Annotated in this window: 15 protein-coding genes and 2 pseudogenes; 12 read left to right on the top strand and 5 right to left on the bottom strand. The window is 71.1% G+C overall.

What is annotated here, in order from left to right; all coding sequences use genetic code 11:
• Nucleotides 1-367: 367 nt before the first annotated feature.
• The 7 genes and pseudogenes from Ari01nite_RS48690 to Ari01nite_RS48670 all read left to right on the top strand — a co-directional run bounded on the left by Ari01nite_RS48690 (nt 368) and on the right by Ari01nite_RS48670 (nt 10,889).
• Nucleotides 368-5,227 (top strand): diguanylate cyclase, encoded by a 4,860-nt coding sequence (locus tag Ari01nite_RS48690; RefSeq protein ID WP_203791493.1) that lies wholly within the window; start codon nt 368-370, stop codon nt 5,225-5,227.
• 10 nt (nt 5,228-5,237) lie between these two features.
• Complete coding sequence (locus Ari01nite_RS48685; RefSeq protein WP_203791491.1) at nt 5,238-7,793, top strand: ATP-binding protein; 2,556 nt, start codon at nt 5,238-5,240, stop codon at nt 7,791-7,793.
• On the top strand, nt 7,783-8,856 hold the full coding sequence (locus Ari01nite_RS48680; protein WP_203791489.1) for a PIN domain-containing protein: 1,074 nt from the start codon (nt 7,783-7,785) through the stop codon (nt 8,854-8,856). Before Ari01nite_RS48685 ends, Ari01nite_RS48680 begins: the two co-directional genes overlap by 11 nt.
• 197 nt (nt 8,857-9,053) lie before the next feature.
• Nucleotides 9,054-9,107: pseudogene (locus tag Ari01nite_RS51790) on the top strand (DUF2252 family protein); the annotation flags it as partial.
• A gap of 13 nt (nt 9,108-9,120) precedes the next feature.
• Nucleotides 9,121-9,168 (top strand): annotated as a pseudogene (locus Ari01nite_RS51785) (hypothetical protein); the annotation flags it as partial.
• Entirely contained in the window at nt 9,154-10,014 is an 861-nt protein-coding gene (locus Ari01nite_RS48675) for a DUF2252 family protein (protein ID WP_203791487.1), read from the top strand. The pseudogene Ari01nite_RS51785 and the gene Ari01nite_RS48675, both read left to right, overlap by 15 nt.
• A gap of 92 nt (nt 10,015-10,106) precedes the next feature.
• Nucleotides 10,107-10,889 (top strand): alpha/beta fold hydrolase, encoded by a 783-nt coding sequence (locus Ari01nite_RS48670; RefSeq protein WP_203791485.1) that lies wholly within the window; start codon nt 10,107-10,109, stop codon nt 10,887-10,889.
• On the opposite strand, the gene Ari01nite_RS48665 is transcribed toward Ari01nite_RS48670, so the two are convergent.
• Nucleotides 10,886-11,311: a DUF1036 domain-containing protein gene (locus tag Ari01nite_RS48665; RefSeq protein WP_203791483.1), complete on the bottom strand. Its 426-nt coding sequence runs from the start codon at nt 11,309-11,311 to the stop codon at nt 10,886-10,888. The genes Ari01nite_RS48670 and Ari01nite_RS48665 overlap by 4 nt on opposite strands.
• A 155-nt stretch (nt 11,312-11,466) precedes the next feature.
• On the opposite strand from Ari01nite_RS48665, the gene Ari01nite_RS48660 reads away from it, so the two are divergent.
• The 3 genes from Ari01nite_RS48660 to Ari01nite_RS48650 all read left to right on the top strand — a co-directional run bounded on the left by Ari01nite_RS48660 (nt 11,467) and on the right by Ari01nite_RS48650 (nt 15,640).
• Entirely contained in the window at nt 11,467-12,150 is a 684-nt protein-coding gene (locus Ari01nite_RS48660) for a DUF899 domain-containing protein (protein WP_203791481.1), read from the top strand.
• 112 nt (nt 12,151-12,262) lie between these two features.
• Nucleotides 12,263-13,231, top strand: coding sequence for a hypothetical protein (locus tag Ari01nite_RS48655; RefSeq protein WP_203791479.1), 969 nt, complete (start codon nt 12,263-12,265; stop codon nt 13,229-13,231).
• A 102-nt stretch (nt 13,232-13,333) separates the two neighbouring features.
• Nucleotides 13,334-15,640: an ATP-binding protein gene (locus Ari01nite_RS48650; protein WP_239163693.1), complete on the top strand. Its 2,307-nt coding sequence runs from the start codon at nt 13,334-13,336 to the stop codon at nt 15,638-15,640.
• Nucleotides 15,641-15,646: 6 nt separating this feature from the next.
• Here Ari01nite_RS48650 and Ari01nite_RS48645 read toward each other — a convergent pair whose 3' ends face one another.
• The 3 genes from Ari01nite_RS48645 to Ari01nite_RS48635 all read right to left on the bottom strand — a co-directional run bounded on the left by Ari01nite_RS48645 (nt 15,647) and on the right by Ari01nite_RS48635 (nt 17,603).
• Nucleotides 15,647-16,018 carry an STAS domain-containing protein gene (locus Ari01nite_RS48645; protein ID WP_203791477.1) on the bottom strand — a complete coding sequence of 124 codons (372 nt, stop codon included), beginning with the start codon at nt 16,016-16,018 and terminating at the stop codon, nt 15,647-15,649.
• A gap of 97 nt (nt 16,019-16,115) precedes the next feature.
• Nucleotides 16,116-16,697, bottom strand: coding sequence for a dihydrofolate reductase family protein (locus tag Ari01nite_RS48640; RefSeq protein WP_203791475.1), 582 nt, complete (start codon nt 16,695-16,697; stop codon nt 16,116-16,118).
• A gap of 66 nt (nt 16,698-16,763) precedes the next feature.
• Nucleotides 16,764-17,603, bottom strand: a complete 840-nt coding sequence (locus tag Ari01nite_RS48635; RefSeq protein WP_203791473.1) for a helix-turn-helix domain-containing protein — start codon at nt 17,601-17,603, stop codon at nt 16,764-16,766.
• A gap of 119 nt (nt 17,604-17,722) precedes the next feature.
• On the opposite strand from Ari01nite_RS48635, the gene Ari01nite_RS48630 reads away from it, so the two are divergent.
• Together Ari01nite_RS48630 and Ari01nite_RS48625 are read left to right on the top strand one after the other, a co-directional pair.
• Complete coding sequence (locus tag Ari01nite_RS48630) at nt 17,723-18,667, top strand: phosphotransferase family protein (RefSeq protein WP_203791471.1); 945 nt, start codon at nt 17,723-17,725, stop codon at nt 18,665-18,667.
• A gap of 642 nt (nt 18,668-19,309) precedes the next feature.
• Nucleotides 19,310-20,635: a DUF6055 domain-containing protein gene (locus Ari01nite_RS48625; RefSeq protein ID WP_203791469.1), complete on the top strand. Its 1,326-nt coding sequence runs from the start codon at nt 19,310-19,312 to the stop codon at nt 20,633-20,635.
• 59 nt (nt 20,636-20,694) lie between these two features.
• Here the strand turns inward: Ari01nite_RS48625 and Ari01nite_RS48620 are convergent.
• Nucleotides 20,695-20,900: hypothetical protein (locus tag Ari01nite_RS48620; protein WP_203791467.1), on the bottom strand; the 206-nt coding region annotated here is incomplete at its 5' end.

The raw sequence follows: 20,900 nt of genomic DNA, 5'->3' as shown, positions 1-20,900 counted from the left end.
GGTTGGTGACCGCATAGGTGACCCGGCAGCCCGCGGCCGCGTAGGCCGGTTTCAGCACGGTCACGAGCGAGATCGCGGTCAACAGGGCGGCGCCCAGCCAGGCGACCCGACGTTTCATCGATTTTCTCCATCCGGAGGGAAAAGCACAGGAAGACTGAGCAGCCGAGACGGCCGCCAGTAGTTCGCCCTCGAGGAAACTCGTGACACCGTTTTCCCGGCCACAGGCTACGTCCGGCATCAACGACCGTCAATTTGCCGGTTTGCCGGATGATCCGAAAAGCGAAGCCGGGGCGGCGAAGGGCTCAGGCCCGGGCATAGGTTGCCGAAGGACACCACGCCGCTGAGTCGTGCCGAAGGATGGTGGGCGATGGAACTGGCTCTGGACACCAGAACCGAGGAGTCGCTTTATCAAAGCTCCCGGACCAGAGTGGTCCGGCAGTGGACCGACGGCCGCAGCGTGGTGCTCAAGGAGACTCGTGGGCCCGGTGCGGTGCACCGCCTGCACCACGAGCACGCCATCCTCACCCGTCTCGCCGGTGCGCCGGGGGTGCAGCAACTGGCCGTGCCGGAACCGCGGGACGGTGTCCTGGTGCTCACCGACTCGGGCGCGAGTCCGCTCGCCGCGCTGCCGGCCGGTGATCTGGACGCCGCCGGGCTGGTCGACCTCGCGCACGCGCTCGGCTCCATCCTGGCCACCCTGCACCGGCGCGGGGTGGTGCACCGCGACGTCAACCCGAACAACGTCCTGCTGCGGCCGGACCGCCGGCCGGTGCTGATCGACTTCGACCTGGCGACCGTGTCGGCCCAGGAACGCATGGGGTTCACGGCGACCGGCGTGATCTCCGGGACGCTGGAGTACATCGCCCCGGAACAGACCGGCCGCACCGGCTGGCCGGTGGACCACCGGGTCGACCTCTACAGCCTCGGCGCCACCCTCTACGAACTGGCCACCGGCGCGCCGCCGTTCGGCCGCGGCGGCGACGCACTCCGGCTGGTCCGCTGCCACCTGGCCGAACGCCCGCAGCCGGCGGCCGAGGTCAACCCGCACATTCCCGCGATGTTGTCGGCGATCACCGGCCGGCTGCTGGAGAAGGACCCGGACAAGCGCTACCAGTCGGCCGAAGGGCTGGTGCACGACCTCGAGCGGCTGCGGGCCGGCTCCGGCGAGGCCTTCGAGCTGGGCACCCGGGACTTCCCGATCCGGCTGGCGTCGGCCGCCCAGCCGGTCGGCCGGGACGCCGAAATCGCGGCCCTGACCTCGGCGTTCGACGCGACCGAGGCCGGTCCGGGCCGGGCGGTGCTGGTGACCGGGCCGCCCGGGGTCGGCAAGACCAGCGTGATCGACCAGCTGCGGATGGCGGTGACCGCGCGCGGCGGTTGGTTCGTGTCCGGCAAGTTCGACGAGCACCGGCGGGACCGGGCCGCGGACGGCGTGTGGCGGGCGATGCGCGCGCTGGGCCGGCTGCTGCTGGCCGAGCCGGAGGCGGAACTGGCCGGCTGCCGCGAGCGGCTGCGCGAACGGCTCGGCCCGAACGCCGGGCTGATCGCCGCGGCCGTCCCCGAGTTCGCCACCCTGCTGGGCGAGCCGCCGGCCGACACCGGCGGGTTCGACGTCACCGACCTCGAGGTGCGGCTGATCCGGGCCGCCGCCGAGGTGCTGGCCACAGTCGCCGCGCCGGACCGGCCGCTGGTGCTGTTCGTCGACGACCTCCAGTGGGCCGGCGCCACCGCGGTCGGCGTGCTGGACGCGGTCATCACCGCCCGGCCCGCCGGGGTGCTGCTGGTGGGCGCGTACCGGGACGCCGAAGTGGACGCGATGCACCCGCTCACCGGCCGGCTGGCCCGGTGGCAGGGCGACGACCTGCTGCTGCCCGCGCTACGGCTGGCCAACCTGCCGGTCGGCGACGTGCAGACGCTGCTCGCCGCGATGCTGCGGCTCTCGCCGGAGGACGCCCGGACGCTGGCCGAGGCGGTCGGCGACCGGGCCAAGGGCAATCCGTTCGACACCATCGAGTTGGTCAACGCGCTGCGCCGGGACGGTGCGCTGGTGCCGACCGACACCGGCTGGGAGTGGGACGCCGCCAAGATTCGCAGTTACGTCGGCGCCACCGATGTGATCGAGCTGCTCACCGCCCGGATCGCTGACCTGCCCGGACCGTCCCGGGAACTGATCGAGGTGGCCGCCTGCCTCGGCGACCGGATCGACGCCGCCCTGCTCTGCACCGCGACGGGCTGGTCGCCGGCCGAGATCGAGGACCGCGGCGCGCCGGTCCTCGGCGACGGCCTGCTGGTGCTGGAGACCGGCCACGACGGGCCGGCCGTGGCCTTCCGCCACGACCGGGTGCGCGAGGCCGCGCTGGTCTCGGCCGCCAGCGGGCGCGCCGACCGGCACCTCACGCTGGCCCGCCGGTTCGCCGGGCACGCCGACCTGTGGTCGCTCACCGCGGAGCAATACCTGGCCGCGAACGCCGAGATCACCGAACCGGCCGAGCGGCGCCGGGCGGCCGGACTGTTCCACACCGCTGCCGAGGCGGCCCGGCTGACCGACCCGGCGGTGGCCGAGCGCTACCTGGCCGCGGCCGGTCATCTGCTGGCCGGCCTCGACGACACGGCCGCGGTCCGGTTCGCGGTGCGCGCCGACCACCACGCCGTCCTGTGTGGCCTGAGCCGGTTCGACGACGCCGACCGGGTGTACGCCGAGATCCTGGCCGACGGGCCGACCACCCTCGAACTGGCCACCCTGGCCCGGGCCCGGATCATCGGCCTGCGCACCCGCAACCGCCAGCCGGAGGCGCTCGCGCACGGCCTCGACCTGCTCGCCCGCCTCGGCGCGCGGGTGCCGACCGAGGAGACGCTGCCGGCCGCGATCGACGCCGGCCTGGCCGCCATGAGCGCCTGGGTGTCGACCGGCGGCCCCGAGGACGACCTGTGCCGCCCGGAGATCACCGAGCCGGCGCTGCGGGCCGCCGCCCGGGTGATCGACCACATCCTGCCGGTGGCCTACTTCTCCGGTAATCCGATCTTCGCCTGGCTGGTCGCCGAGGCGCAGCGGATGTGGGCCGAGCACGGCCCGTGCGCCGAACTGGTCGCGCCGCTGTCGCACGCCGGCTTCATGACGGTCATGGTCCGCCAGGACTACCGCACCGGATACCTGGCCACCCGGCGGGCGCTCGCGGTCAGCGAGGAGCGTGCCTGGGAGCCGCAGACCTCGCACGCCCGGTTCCTGTTCTCGCTCGGCCAGGGCCCGTGGCAGGAGCCGGTGCCGCGCCAGCTGACCATCGCCCGGCAGGCTCGCGAGGGTCTGCTGCGGCACGGCGACCTGGTGGCGGTGCACGCGTTCTTCAGCTCGCTGCCGCTGTTCCTGGACTGCGCGCCGACCCTGGCCGCGTTCTCCGGCGACGCGGAGGCGGCCTCGGCGGCCGCCCAGCGCGCCGGCGACGCGGTGGCCGGACCGGCGTACCTCGCGTTCCGGCAACTGGCCCGGGCGCTGCGCGGCGACACCGCGGCGCCGGGCGACCTGTCCGACGACTCGGTCGACATTCCCGCGCTGCTGGCCGGCCAGGCTGAAAACCCGACCGCGGTGGCCTACCTGCACATGAACCAGGCGCTGGCGGCACTGATCTGCCACGACGCGCCGACCCTGATCGAGCACTCGGCGGCCGCCGTGCCGTTGCTGCCGTTCATCAACGCTACGTACCTGACCTCGTACGTCTTCCTGGTCCGTGCCTTTGGGTTGATCGAACAGGTCCGGGCCGCCGAGCCGGACCAGCGAGCGGAGCCCCGGGCCGCCCTGGACGAGGTGCACGCCTGGTGGATCGCCCGCGCCGCGGACGCGCCGGAGAACTTCCGCCACCTGGTCCACCTGATCAACGCGGAGGTGCACTGGCTGGACGGCGAACCGTGGCCGGCCGCGGCCGAGTTCGACGCCGCGATGACCGCGGTCGCCCAGCAGACCCGGCCCTGGCACACCGCACTGATCGCCGAGCGGGCCGGCCGTTTCTACGTCGCCACCGGCATCAGCCACGTCGGCTGGTCGCTGCTGGCCCAGGCCCGCGACCGCTACAACGAATGGGGCGCGGCCGGCAAGGTGGCCCAGCTGACCCAGGCCTACCCGCGGCTCGCGGTGGCGTTCCCCGGTCCCGGCACCGGCGGCTCCGGAACGTCGTCGGTCTCCATCGCGAGCAGCACGCTCGACCTGATGGCGGCGTTCGACGCGGCCCGCGCGATCAGCTCGGCGACCAGCCTCGACTCGTTGCAGGAACGCCTCATCGACGTGCTGGGCGCGATGACCGGCGCCACCCGGATCCGGCTGCTGCTCTGGGACGACACCGCCCGCGAGTGGGACCTGCTGCACAACGACCCGGCGGCGGCCGGCCAGGTGCCGCTGTCGGTGATCCGGTACGTGCAGCGCACCGAGTCCTCACTGCTGATCGCCGACGCGGCCCAGGACGACCGGTTCGCCCGTGACCCGTACCTGGCCGGCATGGAGGGTTATTCGATGCTGGTGGCACCGGTGCGCAGCCGCGGCACGCTCCAGGCGCTGCTGCTGCTGGAGAAGCCGGGCGAGCGCGGCGCGTTCACCGCCGAGGGCATGGACGCGGTCACCCTGGTGGCCGGCCAGCTGGCCGTCTCGATCGACAACGCCCAGGTCTACTCGTCCCTGGAACGCAAGGTGAACCAGCGCACCGAGGCCCTGGCCGCGGCCAACCTCCGCCTCGAGGAGCTGAACCGCACGGACGCCCTGACCGGCCTCGCCAACCGCCGCCGCCTGGAGGAGGCGCTCGCCGCCGAGTGGGCGCACGCCCAGGCCACCGGCACCTCGGTCGGCGTCATCATGGTCGACATCGACCACTTCAAGCAGTACAACGACCACTACGGCCACCTGGGCGGCGACCACTGCCTGCGGGCCCTGGCCCAGGCCCTGCAGTCCGGCACCCGCGGCATCGACCTGGTGGCCCGCTTCGGCGGCGAGGAGTTCTGCATCATCGTCCCGGGCGCCGACGCCGAGGCCACCGCCCGGATAGCCGAACGCGCCAGGCTCGAGGTGGCCACCCTCCAGCAGGAACACCAGGGCTCCCCGATCGGCTTCGTCACGGTGAGCACCGGCGTGGCGGCCACCGTCCCCACCGGCGACCACACGGTCGACGACCTGCTGCACTGGGCCGACGAGGGCCTGTACGAGGCCAAGCGCAACGGCCGCAACCGGGTCAGCATGTATCGGCGATAATCTCGGGATCATGCCGTTTGCCGCACTGCCTGATCCGGCCGGGGCCGCCGGGATCGACGATCTGGTGGAACGGCTGCGGCTGTTGAAGGTCTGGGCCGGCGATCCGTCGTACGAGACGATCAAGGAGCGGGTCAACGCGGCCTGGACGGCGGCGGGGCGGCCGGCCGGTGAGTTGGCGCGCCGGTCCACAGTGGCCAACTGTTTTCAGGCCGGGCGGCGGCGGCTCAACACCGACCTCGTCCTGGCCGTGGTCGAGGCGTTGCACCCGGATGTGGGCTATGTGACGCACTGGCGGCAGGCGCTGCGGGTGGTGGGCGGCGAGACCGAGGCCGTCTCGCAGGTGCGGGTGCAGGACAAGCTGCCCGCGGAGCTGGCCGGGTTCACCGGGCGCATCGGCGAGCTGGACCGGCTGCGCGAAACCATGCGGGCCGGCGGCGCCGTGGTGATCTCGGCGATCGAGGGGATGGCCGGGGTCGGCAAGACCCAGCTGGCCGTGCACGCCGGGCACTCGCTGCTCCGCGAGGACACGTTCGACCAGGTGCTGTTCGTCAACCTGCGGGGCTTCCACCCGGACCCCACGCAGCCGCCCGCCGGCCCGGCCGCGGTGCTGGACGGTTTCCTGCGCCTGCTCGGGGCGTCCGGTCACGAGATCCCGCACCGGCTGACCGACCGCTCGGCCGCCTACCGCAAGCGGCTGGCCGGGGTGCGCGCGCTCGTGGTTCTCGACAATGCCGCAACCGCAGATCAGGTACGCCCGTTGCTGCCGGACACCCCGGGCTGCCTCACCCTGATCACCAGCCGGCGCAGCCTCGCCGACCTGACCGCGGCCGGCCATCTCACCGTCGACGTCTTCACGCCCGACGAGGCGGTGGCGTTCCTGTCGGGTGCCGTCCCGGGCGCCGAACCGGAGGCCGCCGCCCGGATCGCTCGGCGCTGCGGATACCTGCCGCTGGCGTTGAGCCTGATCGCCGGGCACATCCGCAACACCCGCGGCTGGACCCTGACCGATCACGCCGACCGGCTCGACGAGCGCCACCGCGAGCGCCGGCTGGACAGCGGCGTCGAGCTCGCCCTCGACCTGTCGTACCAGCATCTGGCCGCCGACCAGCAGCGCCTGCTGCGGCTCGCCGGGCTGCACCCGGGGCAGGACTTCGACGCGTACGCGGCAGCTGCTTTTCTTGATTGTGATCGGGAAACCGCGCGTGCCGGGCTCGACCACCTCAGCCGCGACCACCTGCTGCAGCAGTCCGGGCCGGGCCGGTACACGTTCCACGACCTGGTCCGGGCCTATGCCACCGGCCGGGCCCATGATCAGGACCGCCCCGCGGAACGCCGGGCCGCGCTCACCCGGCTGTTCGATTTCTACCTGGCCACCGCGGCCGCCGCGATGGACGTGCTGCACCCGGCCGAGGCCCACCGCCGCCCGCAGATCCCGCCGCCCGGCACGCCCGCGCCCTCGTTCGCCAACCCGGACAGCGCCGTGGGCTGGCTGGACGCCGAACGGCACACGCTGGTCGCCGTCGCCGCGCACACCGCCGCCCACGGCTGGCCCAGCCACACGACCCGGCTGTCCCGCGTGCTGTTCCGCTACCTCACCGGTGGCTACGGCGCCGACGGGCTGATCCTGTTCGCGCACGCCCACGAGGCCGCCCTGCGCAGCGACGACCTGGCCGGCCAGGCGCTGGCGCTGAGCGACCTGGGCATCTCCTACCTGTACGCGGAGCAGCACGAGCGGGCCGCCGACCACCTGCGCCGGTCCCTCGACGTGTTCCACCGGATCGACGACCCGCTGGGCCAGGCCCGGGTGCTTTTCAACCTCTCGCTGATCGAGGAACGCTCGGGCAACTACGAGGCGGCCGGCGACTACCTGCGCCAGGCCCTGACCGGCTACCAGCGCGCCGGCGACCTGGTCAACGCCGGCAACACGCTGAGCAGCCTGGCCATCTCGCTGGAACGGCTGGGCCGCTCCGCGGAGGCGCTCGACGCCGGCCACCGGGCGCTGGCCCTCGCCCGGGAACTGGGCAACCAGCACGGTGCGGCGTACGCCCAGGATGTGCTGGCCCACGTCGAGATGCGCGCGGGCCGGCTCGACGCGGCCGGCGACCACCTGCGGCAGTCGCTGGCCCTGCGCGTGCAACTCGGCAACCGCACCGGCGAGGCCAGCGCTATGGACAGCCTCGGCATGCTGCACACCCGGCTCGGCGAGCTGGACGAGGCGGCGGCCTGCTTCGACCGCGCGCTGGTCCTGTTCCGCGAGATGGCCAACCAGGAGGGCCAGGCGTTCGCCCGCAACGGCCTCGGCGAGGTGGCCCACCGCGCGGGGCGGCCGGCCGACGCGCTGACCCACCACGCGGCCGCCCACGCCCTCGCCACCGACATCGGCAACCGCTATCAGCTGGCCCGGGCCGCGGCCGGCCTGGGGCACGCCCGCCGCGCACTCGGCGAGCCGGAGGCGGCCCGGGAGCATTTCGGGCAGGCGCTGGCGTTGTACACCGAACTGGGCGTGCCCGAGGCCGAGCAGCTACGGGCCGACCTCACCGGCGTAGGCTGGCACCGTGGATCATGAAGAGCGCATCGCGCTGTTCCTCGACTACGAAAACCTCGCGATCAGCGCCCGCGACCACCTCGGCGGCATGGTCTTCGACCTGCGGCCGGTCGCCGACGCGCTCGCCGAGCGCGGCCGGGTGGTGGTGCGCCGCGCGTACGCGGACTGGTCGTTCTTCGACGAGGGCCGCCGCATGCTGACCCGGTCGCACGTGGAGCTCATCGACATACCTCAGCGCATGGGCGCCTCGCGCAAGAACGCCGCCGACATCAAGATGGCGGTGGACGCGCTGGAGGTCGCCTTCGAGCGGGCGTACGTCTCGACGTTCGTGCTGTGCACCGGCGACAGCGATTTCACCCCGCTGGTCCACAAGCTGCGCGAACTCAACAAGCGGGTGATCGGGGTGGGCGTCGAGAAGTCGACCTCCGCGCTGCTGCCGCCGGCCTGCGACGAGTTCCTCTACTACGACCGGCTGGACGGCGTGGAGATACCGCCCGCGCGCGCACCGCGCCGCCCGGCTCCCCCAGTGCCGGAGCCGGAGCCGGTTGCGGAGCCGGTGGCCGCGCCCGAGACGCCACCCCGTGACGCCGACTCGCTCGCCGTCCTGGTCGCCCAGACCGTCGCCGGCCTGCAACGCAGCTCGAACGGCGCGGTGACCGCCTCGACGCTGAAGCGGACGCTGCTGCGCAAGGACCCCACCTTCAGCGAGGCGGACTACGGTTTCCGCGCCTTCGGCGAACTGCTGCGCCACCTGGCCGGGCTCAACGTGGTCGAGCTGAGCGGCGGCTCGGCGAAGGGCGACCCCGAGGTGACGCTGCCCGAGCACGGCGACCGGGAGACCGCGTTCGCCCTGCTCCGCGAGGTGGTCGCCGACCTTGCCGGCCGGGACGGCGCGGTGGCCCTGTCCGGCTTGAAGAACAAGGTGCGCCGGGTCTCGGCCGACTTCAGCGAGAAGAAGCTCGGCTATCGCAGCTTCCTCCAGTTCTGCAAGGCGGCGGCGACCGGCGGGGCGGTCACCCTGGAGTGGAACCCGGACGCCGACGACTACCTGCTCACCGCCGAGGCAGTCACCCGGCCGGGATGATGCGGCCGGGCTTCCCGGCCGGAGACGGTGGCCGGATGGCAACAACGTCCATCACCAAGCCGGATCGTGCGGACCGGGCAGCGGCCGGGAAGGGCGCTCGTGCCTCGGTCCCGTTGGAGCCGCACGCCGAGTTCCGGCCCGCGGGGTCACGCGATCCGGTGGGTTCACTGCTCAAGTAGTCCGGGGGTGCCTACGCCTCCCCGGAACGCACGCTGGTGTTCGACATCAACGACTTCGACGAGACCATCCCCGGCCCCGTTCGAATGGGACGTCAAACGGCTGGCCGCCAGCCTGGTCGTGGCCGGCGAGGAAGTCCTGGCCGACTACCGGTCGACGCTGACCGGACGCAAGCTGAAGGAGCAGCGGGCCGGCCTCGACGCCGCGGACGCCGCGCTCGCCAAGGCACGCACCCGCGACAGCCTGCAGGCGGTCGGCAAGCTCACCACCGTCGCCGACGGGCGGCGGCGGATCATCAGTGATCCGCCGTTGGTCGTCCCGATCGACCAGCTGCTCGGCTTCGACATCGACGTGCTCCTCGAGCGGCTCCGGAAACTGCTCGAGGCGTACAGCGCCACCCTGCAGTCCGACCGGCGGCGCCTGCTCGGTCACTTCACCCTCGCCGACGCGGCGCACAAGGTCGTCGAGGTGGGCAGCGTCGGCACCCGGGCGTGGATCCTGCTGCTCGAGGCGGACGGCACCGACGACGTCCTGCTGCTGCAGGCCAAACAGGCGCAGGCCTCCGCGCTGGCCGAGTACGCCGGCGCCTCGCAGTACGCCAACCAGGGCGAACGAGTGGTCTCCGGCCAGCACCTCAGGCAGGCCACCAGCGACATCTTCCTGGGCTGGATGCGCGCCCGGCCGGTCGGTCGCGAGGACGAGGACTACTACGTGCGGCAGCTGCGGGACTGGAAGCTCTCCGCCGTCATCGAGGAGATGAGCCCGCAGAGCATGAACGTGTACGCGCGCCTCTGCGGCTGGACCCTGGCCCGGGGACACGCCCGAGCCGGCGACCGGGTCGCGATCGCCGGGTACCTCGGCAAGTCGCCCACCTTCGACGAGGCCGTCGCCGACTTCGCCGAAACGTACGCCACCCAGACCGAACGCGACCACGCGCTGCTGGCCGCCGCGGTCACCGCCGGCCACGTCGAAGCCCGGTGATCCAGGCCAGCCCGCCGGGCTCCACCGCGACGATGGTCACGGCGTTCACCGCGCACGAGTTCCGGCTCCGCTCCCCGGGTACTGTCCGGCCCGTGACGATCACCGCGACCTCCGCCGACGGCACGCCGATCAGGGCCACCGATCAGGGCCAGGGCCCGCCCATCCTGATCGTCCATCCAGGATCGAGCGACGCATCGTCCTGGGCCGAGGTCGCGGCGAGGCTGGCGTACCGGTTCCGGGTCGTGCGCATTCACCGTCGGTTGTACGCCGCCGATCGCCCACCGCCGGGCCACAGCATGGCGACCGAGGTCGACGACGTGCTGGCGATCGCGAAGGTCCTGGACGGCCCGCTGGTGCTGGTGGGCCACTCGTCGGGCGCGGTGGTGGCGCTGGAGTCGGCGTTGACCGCGCCGGCGCTGTTCGCCGGGATGCTGCTCTATGAGCCGCCGGTGGCGGTCGACCGGCCGCTGGGTGGTGCGGCGTTGCGGCGTGCGCGAGCGGCGCTCGACGCCGGCCGGCCGGGCCGCGCCATGGCCATCCACCTGCGGGAGATCGTCGAGGCGCCGAGGTTGTCCGGCTGGCGAAAGCTGCGACCGTACGCCGCGGCGCAGATCAGCGACGACGAGGCGATGGAGGCGCTGGGCGTCGGGCTGGACCGGTACGCCGGCCTCGACGTCCCCACCTGCCTGCTCCGCGGAGAACGCAGCCCGGCGAATCTGCGGCGGCGTTCGGAGGCGCTGGCCGCGGTTCTGCCCCGGCTGTTGCCGGGGCAGGTCCTGCGCCAGCAGGGGCACGCCGCCCACCTCACCGCGCCGATCGAGGTGGCCTGGGCGATCGAAGACCTGGCCGACGCCGTCTCCCGCCGGATCGGTTAGGGCCGCAGGTTGATTTTGTGGGTCCCGCTTCCGGCCGGGACCGAGGAGAAGGTCGCCATCGTGCCGCCGTACGTGTCGCACGCCGACTCACTGTTCGGCGAGTAAATGGTGAATGCCTTCGACGCCACACAGAATTGCGTGGTGTAAGTCCCGCTGAAAGTCCAGGTGCTGCCGTCCGCGGATTTGATCCGCATGAACCGGCCGGTCAGCGTCGAGCATTCCCCGTTTTCGTACGAGTACCAACCCTCGCTGACCATGCCACCGGCCTGGTCACTGATCTTGGCGACCTGAACCCGCTCGTTGGAGTAATTGCAGATATTGACGGTGCGGTTGTAGTCGCTGGCCGCCGCCGGGCCGGCAAATCCAACGACGGCTCCCGAAACAGCGGCCCCGGTCGCCAGCAGTACGCCGATCTTTCCCATGGTTCCCCCGATCCCATTGGTTTCGCCTGGTGTTACTTATACAGCGCTGGCACCGGGCCGGAGGAGACATAGAGAAATGGTCAGTCCCACCGGCGCCTTTCCAGCCATCCCGTCACCCGGGTTACCAGGCCGGCCGCAGGGGTATGGGTTGTTGCGTGCAACTGCCACCTGTCGTATCCGCCGAAGAGGGGAACGCCGCCCGCGAGGACCTCCTGCGCCGGGAGAAGGAGCACACTCGCGCGAAGGACGCGCTGGCCGCGGCGCGCCGCCGGCTGCCGCGTGTCCGGGTCGACAAGCGGTACGCCTTCGAAGGGCCGGACGGAACGGTGGGCCTGCCGGATCTGTTCGAGGGCCGCCGCCAACTGATCGTCTACCGGCACTTCTTCGAACCCGGGGTCGCCGACTGGCCCGCGGGTGGCTGCAGCGGCTGCGCGATGTTCACCGACAACCTCGGTCACCTCGCCCACCTGAACGCCCGCGACGTCACCTTCGTCCTGGTCTCCGCCGCCCCGCAGGCCGACATCGCGCGTTACCGCGAGCGGATGGGCTGGCAGGGCGTGCCCTGGTACACCACGAAGGACGACTTCTCCCGGGACTTCGACGTCGACCAGTACTTCGGCCTCAACGTCTTCCTCCGCGACGGAGCCGGCCTCTACCGCACCTACTTCACCAACGGACGCGCCGCGGAGCAGACCGGCAACGTCTGGAGTCTGCTCGACCTGACCCCGCTCGGCCGCCAGGAGGAGTGGGAGGATTCGCCGGAGGGCTACCCACAGGAACCGCCGTACCAGTGGTGGCGCCGCCACGACGAGTACGGCACCGCCGAGGACGCCGGCTGACGCCGTCCCGCCGCGGGCAATGAGGCTGTCCCCCGCTTTCCTGGTGGGGTTGGCCGGTAGTGGTGTCCGGGGGTCAGCCGGATCGTTTCGCGGCGGACTTTCGCCAAGGCTGATGGCCATGTCCAAGCTTCCTGTCCATCTCGGTGCGGTGCGCGGCTGGCACCGCCCGCTGCTGGTGAACGTGGCGCTGATGTACTCCCTGGCCTTGGTCTCGGCCGTCGGCATGTTCGTCGACGACCGGCTGATCATGGAGGAGTCGGTCTGGCTGAAGCCGTTGAAGTTCGGCTTCGCCATCGGCACCTACGCCCTGACGCTGTCCTGGCTGCTCACCAGGCTCACCAGGGGAAGGCGCCTGGCGTGGTGGCTCGGCACCGTCTTCGCGGTCGCCGGAACACTGGACGTCGCCGCCGTAGCGTTCGCCGCCGCGAACGGCACCTTCAGCCACTTCAACGACAATACCGACGCGATCGCCCGCACCGTACAGACGACGTTCCAGTTCGGTGTCATGCCGCTGCTGCTCGTCACCCTGGTCGTCTCGGTCCTGCTCCTGATCCAGCGCACCGGCGACCGGCCGACGAACCGCGCCCTGCGCTTCGGGCTGGGTCTCGCCGTCGCGAGCATGGTCGTCGCCGGGTGGCTCGCCGGCTCCTCGGGCCCGACGGCCCGCACGGTCACCGACGCCAACGGTCAGTCCGTGTCGATGGTCGGCGGGCACGGCATCGGCGATCCCGACGGCCACGGCATGCCCGTCACGGGTTGGAGCTCGACGGGCGGCGACCTGCGGGTGCCGCACTTCTTCGGCCTGCACGCCATTCACCTCCTGCTGCTCGTGACGGCGATCCTGGCCCTGCTCGCGACCCGGGTCACCTGGCTGCGCGACGAGCGTGTCCGCGCCCGGCTGGTCGGCATCGCCGGACTCGGCTGCACCGGCGTGTTCGCCGTGCTCGCCTGGCAGGCCCAGCGCGGCCAGTCCCTGATCCACCCCGATCGGCAGACCTTGGTCGCCTTCGCCGGGGTGGTGGTGTTCACGCTCCTGGCGACAGCAGCGGTTCCGTCACGACGACCGAACGCCGCTGCGTGAGGCGCCGGCTGACGTCACCCGTTCGATCCGGGGATGAAGACACCGGCCGTGCCCGGGTCTATCCTGCGAGGAATCGGTGAGCTGTCGTCGAGCGAGGCTGGGGTGCCGGAAACTGCGCACACGCCACGGCGCCGGGGAAATCTGCCCGCGGAGCTGTCCAGCTTCGTGGACCGGACCGGTGAGCGCTCAGCGCTGAAACGGTTGCTCACGGGCTCCCGGCTGGTCACGATCACCGGCGTCGGCGGGGTGGGCAAAACCCGCACGGCGCTGCGCGTTGCGGCCGAGGTGCAGCGGGCGTTCGCCGACGGGGCATGGTTCGTCGATCTGTCCACGCTGGCGCGACCCGACCTGGTGGCCGAGGCCGTGGGCCAGGCCCTGGAACTGCGCGACCAGTCGACCCGGCCGCAGGTGGCAATCTTGGCCGAGTATCTGGCCGGGCGCCAGCTGCTGCTGATCATGGACACCTGTGAGCACCTGGCCGAGTCGTGCGCGGAGCTGATCGACTCTCTGTTGCGGGGGGCACCGCGGCTGCGCGTGCTGGCGACCAGCCGCCAACCGCTGGGCGTGCAAGGCGAGCACGTCTACCCGCTACCGCCGTTGCCGGCGGACCCCGCAGTGACGTTGTTCGTCGAGCGGGCCCGCGCGTCCACCTCGACCTTTGCCCTGGTCGACACCAATCAGGACGCGGTCGAACGGCTGTGCCGCGGATTGGACGGGATTCCGCTGGCCATCGAGCTGGCAGCGGTACGCACCCGCGCGCTGCCGGTGCAGCAGATCGCCGATCTGCTCGACGATCAGATTGCCGACCGGTTCGCTCTGCTGAGCCGCACCGGCGGGGGCATCGCCGGCCGGCACGAGTCGCTGCGCACCGCGATCGACTGGAGTTACGCCCTGTGCACCAGGTCCGAGGGGCTGCTGTGGGCCCGGATGTCGGTCTTCGCCGGCGACTTCGACCTGGCCGCGGCGCAGCACATCTGCGCCGACGACGAACTCGCCGGAGCGGACCTCCTGCAGCTGGTGGCCGGGCTGGTGGACAAGTCGATCCTGTTGTGCGACGAGCATGCGGCCGGCGCCAGGTACCGCTTGCTGGACACCATTCGCGAGTACGGCCTGGAGCTGTTGCGGAAAACTGACGAGGAGCAGCGGCTCCGACGCCGGCATCGCGACTTCTACCGTCAGCTGGCCCGCCGATTCGACGCCGAGTGGTGCGGCCCGGACCAGGTCGCCTGGTACGCGCGGCTCCGCCGGGAGCACCCCGACATCCGCGCGGCGCTCGACTTCAGCCTGTCCGATCCGGCCGAGCATGAGGCCGGGCTGGACATGGTCGGTGCGCTGGTCTTCTTCTGGATCGCCTGCGGTCGCTGCCGGGAGGGCCGGCAGTACCTGGACTGGGCCCTGAGCCTTGACCATGCGCTCAGCCCGGCGTTGACCAGGGCGCTGTGGGTCTGCGCCTGGGTGGCCGCGAACCAGGGCGACGAGAAGGCGACGGAGGCCCGCCTTGCCCAGTGCCGTCCGCTGGCGTCGGCACAGGCCGACACTGTCGCGGCGGGCTGGATCGCATACGTCGCCAGCGCCCACGCGACACTTCACGGCGATCCCGTACGTGCGCTCGCCCTGGCGGAGGAATCGGCCGACCTGCACCGCAACGGCGGCGATCCGGGCACCGGCCTGCTCGCCGCGCTCGCCGCACAAAGCATCGCGCTCGCGTTCGCCGGCGAGTTCGACCGCGACGTCGACATCGCCGAGGCGACCAGGGCACTGAGCGACGAGTACGGCGAGGGTTGGATGCGCTCCTATGCCGACTACCTGCGCGCCCTGGGCGAGATAGGCCGCGGCGACCCCGGTGCGGCCGTCCGCTACGCCCGAGACGCCTTGCGCTTCAAACGGCAGTTGGGCGACAGCGGCGGCTCCGCGATGGCGGTCGACGTCCTGGCCACCGCCGCCGCGACGCTGGGCGACGCCGAACGGTCCGTCCGGTTGCTCGGCGTCGCGCACCGGATCTGGGAGACCGTCGGCCTGCCCCAGCTGGGATCGCCGGACCTGTCCGCCACCCGCGCTCTGGTCGAGAGACAGGCCGCGGACAAGATCGGCAACAGCGGCTTCCAGGCGGCGCTCGCCGACGGCCTGAGCCTGGACCGCGAAGCAGGCGTCGACTACGCGCTCGACGAGCCGTCGACTACACCGGCGGTCCCGCACCCGCCCACCGGATGGGCGCCGCTGACCCGGCGCGAACGCGAGGTCGCCGCGCTCGTCGCCGAGGGACTGACCAATCCGCAGATAGCCGAACGCCTGGTCGTCAGCCGGCGCACCGCCAACACCCACGTCGAGCACATCCTGACCAAACTCGACTTCACCTCGCGGGCCCAGATCGCCGCCTGGGCCGCCGCGCGGCGGCCCGTCCAGGACTGACGGTGCTCAGCTGCCGGGCTCCGGGTGCCGTTGGCGCCGGTCGGCCAGCGCGAACAACTCGTCGAGCCCCAACACCGACAAGATCCACCGGGTGGTCCGTGGCGCGTGCCGGATGACCAGGGTGCAGTCCACGGCCGCGGCGGCGGCGTGCAGCTCATACAGGGTGCGGACACCGGCCACGTCGATGAACTCCAGCTTTTCCAGGTCCAGCAGCATCGTGTCCGGCTGGATGAGACCCAGCGCATCTCGCACCCGCCCGGCCAGGACACCGGCGGTATCCAGGTCCAGCTCCCCGGCGACGGCGATGCAAACCAGGGCCGGCCCGGTCCGCGTCACCTGCACCCGCAGGCACGACTCGGGCGTGCGCTCGACGACCATGCTCCCGCTCCTCACCAGCGCCGCCGATACTCGGTCTGGTCACATGGTCGCGGTGAGACACCCGCCCCGAATCGGTCAGACGACCGATATTGCTTGGTCAACGGCGCACCCGGTAGCGCAGGTGAAGCACCCGGTTGCCCGCAATCACCACGTCCGGATCTTCCAGCAGGTGCTGCGCGTCGACCGACCCGAAGTAGCGCTTGCCGGACCCGAACACGACGGGTACGACGTCCATCCGCACCTCGTCGACCAGGCCCGCGGCAAGCGCCTGGCCACCGACGTCGCCCGCGGCGACCTCGACCAGGCGGTCACCCGCAAGCTCCTGCGCCTTGGCCACGGCTGCCTCGACCCCGTCGACGAAGTGGAACGGCGCCTCGGGGTCCCAGCCCTCGGGCTGCGGCCGGTGTGTCACGACGACCACGTGGTCGATCCCGCTCGGCGGCTTCCCGTCCCAGCCGTCCGTCAGGTCGAAGACGTGGCGGCCGGCGATCGTCACCCCGATCTGGCCCCAGTACGCCCGGGTGTGGTCGTAGGAGGTCTGCGACACCTTCAGCATGCCGCTGTCGTCCAACGGGACGTCACCGCTGGTCAACCAGTCGAACAGCGGTCCGGGCTGGTCGTGCTCGTCCGCGATGAAGCCGTCTACCGACACCGAGCTGTACATGACCACCTTGCCCACGGGGCTCTCCTCTGCTTGGGGACGCCCCCAAGTTAGCGTGCCGTGAGCTGCGGTTCTTGTAAGAAATCAATCCACCAGCAGCGGCCAGCCGTCCAGCGTGTGACCGGGATGTTCGCGCAGGAACCGCTGCCGGACTTCGACGTACCGGGTCGGCGTGAGCCCGGTGAACGCCCGGAACTCGTGGCCGAAGTGGGCCTGGTCGAAGTAGCCCGCGCCACCGGCGAGCTCGCCCCAGTCGATCGGTCCGGCGGGGTCGATCGCGAACACGGTGGCGGTGAAGCGGTAGGTGCGGGCCAGCCGCTTCGGCGTGACACCGATGAGCTCCTTGAACCGCTGTGCCAGATGAGTGCTGCTGACACCGGCTGCCAAATTCAGGTCGCCGATCGCCACCGCCCCGCCGGCCGCCGCGATGACGCTGCTCGTATGGCGGACCAGCCCAAGGCCGGTGGTCTCGCACAGCCGTCGCATCAGCTCCTCCTCGAGCAGCGTCAGCATCTCGCGCGGCCTGGCCGCCGCGGCCAGCCGGTCTCGCAGCTCAGCAACGGCGGGCCGGCCCCAGACCTGCTCGACCGTCACCGGCCGGTCACACAGCTCGGCCGCGGGCATCGGCAGGAACGGCGCCAGCCCCCACGGCTTGAAGTGCACACCGACGGACCGGGTCCGGTGCGGGTAGCCGAACTCCCACGCGCGGGTGGGCATGGTGACCACGCAGCCGTCGGCGTACCCGGCCGTCTCGACGTCGGCGCCGGCACGGACGCGAAACGGCGCCCCGAGGTTGACGATGAGCAGCGCCGTCGGCGCCGGCGGCAGCACCAGCCGGGCGTACGGCGCCGCACCCTCCAGGTAGTAGAGGTCGTCGATCAGCCCGTCCAGCGGCGGCCGCGGAACTCTGGACACGTACTCCACGCCCCCAGCATCGCCGCCACCGGGTTAGCGATCAACCCCGCCGGGGCCTCGTGACGGGTCACTGCCTCTGGGTTGGAAACGCCTGTCGCCGCCGGCCTCTGATGAATAGGGTCGCGCTCATGACCGACGGCGACTGGAGGGATGGCGGGTTCAGGCAGCGCCGACCCTCCGCGGAGACTCTCGCCTGGGTTGCGGCGTCGATGGGTCGGGGCAGTCGCGTCGTTGGCTATCGCCGATTGACCGGTGGCGTCTGCTCCGCCGTGAATCGGCTGACCGTCGAGCGGCGTGGAAAGCGAACGTTCGTCGTACTGCGGCAGTACCCGGGCGGGCTTGCCATGCAGGAGAGCCTGGAAAAGGAGATCGCCAACCTTGGTGTGGTGGCCGGAAGCGGGCTCCCGGTCCCGGACATCCTGGCTACTGATGTTGCTGGTGCCTCGACGGGGGGCGTGCCATCGTTGCTGATGACCCGGTTGCCGGGCCATCTTCACCTCAATCCGGCGGAACCTCGCTCGTGGATGACGAGGATCGCGGAGATTGCTGTATTGCTGCATTCCCTCGATCTCCCCGCGAAGATATTCAGACCATGGACGGATTCTTGGATCGCTCCGCTAGACGGGTTTCGGGTGCCGGTCGACGCACCGAAGCCGGCTGTGTGGAAGGCGGCGTTTGGTGTCATGGCGGCGCCGCCGCCAAAGGACACTGCCGTCTTTCTGCACTGCGATCTCCTGCCGGTCAACTTGCTGTGGTCGCGCGGGAGGATTACTGGACTGACCGACTGGAACTCCATCCATCGGGGGTCGCGCGCGATTGACGTCGGGCACTGTCGTCGATACTTGGCGGCGCTCTACTCGCCGGAGTGGGCGGAGCAGCTCCGGTCGCTCTATGAGTCGATCGCCGGGGTGACTCTCGATCCGTGGTGGGACCTGTATGCCCTGCTGCACTATGACGACAGCGGGCCGAAGTGGGTCCGTAGTCAGGTCGCTGGGCGCCGTCCCGTCGACGTGCCCGGCATGACCTCCCGGGTCGAGGTCGCTATCGAGACAGCGCTACGGCGCCTCGGATGAATAGGCAGTCGTCGTAGTCGTGGACTTCGCGCCTGGTCAGGGACGTCACCGTTCGTGGCGCTGCAGGCGGCCCTCACGTGCCAGCCGCCCGTCCCGACCCCGGCCGGCAGGTTGAGCCGTACCGCTGAGAAGGACAAACCCCACTGCCAAGTTGACGCACCTGGATCGCGGCAGAGTCTGTCAGACCTCCCCACACCATTCGGCTCCGTGTCCGATGCAGGAGCGAGGGCCGCCCCTTGACATCGACATCCATTGATGTACGGTTCCCGAAAAGGTTTTCGGTCAGCCGCGGGAGCCGTGTGGGGCGAGCACTGCGTGCATCAGGCCGTCTCTAGTCAACTCTGCCCCCGGCACCGTCGGGCGGGGTGTCCCGAAGGGAGCCGCAACGCGCAATCTTCCACACACGGCCGGCGTCGGCCGATGGCGCTGACCGCCGGGTCTGCGTCCTGGTGCCTGCGGTCGGCCTCCTCGACGGCCGCGCCCATATCGACCTGAACCCTGGTGCACCCGCCGATGACGCCGCACCCGACATTGATGATCATCCAACTGTCGAAGCCAAAATGATCACTTAGACCAAGGGAGCCCCACGCCATGGTAGCCACGCAAGCGCGAAGACGCGTCCGCCGGCTCGGAGCCGGCGCCGTGTGCACAGCACTCGTCGCCGGCTCGCTGACGGCCGTCGCAGCGGCCCCGGCACACGCCGCCCCGCAGGCCTCGCAGGTCCAGCAGGTCCAGCAGGCCCAGCTGGCCAAGCAGTCCCGCGTCCCAAGGTTCATCACCGACGCGGGTGCCTACACCGGAAACGCTGTCGAGTCCGCGAACTTCACGGTCCGCTGGGGCAACGCCGTCGACGTCGTCGCCTGGGGCCGGCAGCGCGGGTACGACAACTATCCCCAGTGGGTCGCCAACCACATGGAGGAGATCTGGGACTACTACGTGAACCAGGTCGGCTGGGTCGACCCGGCCGACCACCCGCGGGGCTCGACCTACCGCATCAACCTGTATCTGTGCGGGTCCTGGTCCGGCGACTTCCTGCCCAGGGCCAACTGGGCCGGACAGGACGACATCGGGGCCGGACACATGTGCCTGCCCTACGACAAGACCTGGGACAACTGGGTCGAATCCCACGAGTTCAACCACGTCCTGCAGTCCTTCGCCAGTGACATCAACGCCACGAACGGCAACGGCGGCGGCTGGGGTCACGGCAACCCGGTGTCCGGGCCGGTGTGGGAGGCGCACGCCAACTACATGGCCCGCATGAAGCGCCCCGAGGTCGTCGTCGGATCGGGCTACTACGTCGACCGCCAGCACTTCCGCTGGCTCGCCCAGGAGACCTACTACGGCGACTGGATGCTGTTCAACACCATCCGCGACACCTACGGACCCGAAGTCATCAACCGATTCTGGTACGAGGCACGGCAGGGCGAGCATCCGATCAACACCATCAAGCGGGTACTCGGCCTGGACCACCAGGCGTTCGCCAAGCTCATCGGCGACTACGCGTCGCGTCAGGTCGTGTACGACTTCTCCGACGGGCAGGCCATCCGCAGCGACCTGTGGCGCGGCGGCGGAGCATACCGGCCGCTGCACACCGACCCCCTCCAGAGCCAGGGTGGCGGCGTTTACCGGATCGCGAGCAGCGACGCGCCGCACCAGTACGGGCACAACATCGTCCGGCTCAACCCGACCGGCGGACAGGTAAGCGTCCAGTTGCAAGGACAGTCCACCTTGGCAGGCGCGGACTGGCGCTTCCAGCTGGTCGCCGTCCGCAGCGACTTCTCGGTGCGCTACAGCGGTCAGTTCGCTCCGGGGCAGACGGCCAACTTCAGCCTCCAGAGCGGTGAGACGCACATGATGCTCGTCGTCGCGGCTACACCGTCGCAGCACCGCAACTACACGATGTGGCAGGTCGGGGTCGGCGATCCGTTCCCCTATCAGCTCACCATCACCGGCGCCACCCCGGCGTAAGGGTGACATGACGAACCGGGCGGGGGCCGCGCGGCCCCCGCCCGTTTGTCGTGCGCGGATTATTCGGCCTCGACCGCGGCCACAAGCTCGATCCGCTCGGTCTGGTTCGCCCCGATGACTTCGATGCCTCGCGTTCCGACATAGCCGGTCAGGTTGAGCTCGACCACGTACGGGACGATCGCGGGCTGACCGATCGGGGGTGTGCATCCGATGACCTCGATGCCCCAGTATTCCGGCTTCTGCACATAATGCAGCGGGTTAAAAG

This window comes from Paractinoplanes rishiriensis, assembly GCF_016862375.1.
GTDB lineage: Bacteria > Actinomycetota > Actinomycetes > Mycobacteriales > Micromonosporaceae > Actinoplanes > Actinoplanes rishiriensis.
This window is presented reverse-complemented; position numbering and strand designations above follow the sequence as displayed.

Coding starts and splice junctions, on each gene's coding strand:
- Ari01nite_RS48690 (WP_203791493.1), top strand. CDS start 368: ATGGAACTGGCTCTGGACACCAGAACCGAGGAGTCGCTTTATCAAAGC.
- Ari01nite_RS48685 (WP_203791491.1), top strand. CDS start 5,238: ATGCCGTTTGCCGCACTGCCTGATCCGGCCGGGGCCGCCGGGATCGAC.
- Ari01nite_RS48665 (WP_203791483.1), bottom strand. CDS start 11,311: ATGGGAAAGATCGGCGTACTGCTGGCGACCGGGGCCGCTGTTTCGGGA.
- Ari01nite_RS48655 (WP_203791479.1), top strand. CDS start 12,263: ATGGCCATGTCCAAGCTTCCTGTCCATCTCGGTGCGGTGCGCGGCTGG.
- Ari01nite_RS48645 (WP_203791477.1), bottom strand. CDS start 16,018: ATGGTCGTCGAGCGCACGCCCGAGTCGTGCCTGCGGGTGCAGGTGACG.
- Ari01nite_RS48630 (WP_203791471.1), top strand. CDS start 17,723: ATGACCGACGGCGACTGGAGGGATGGCGGGTTCAGGCAGCGCCGACCC.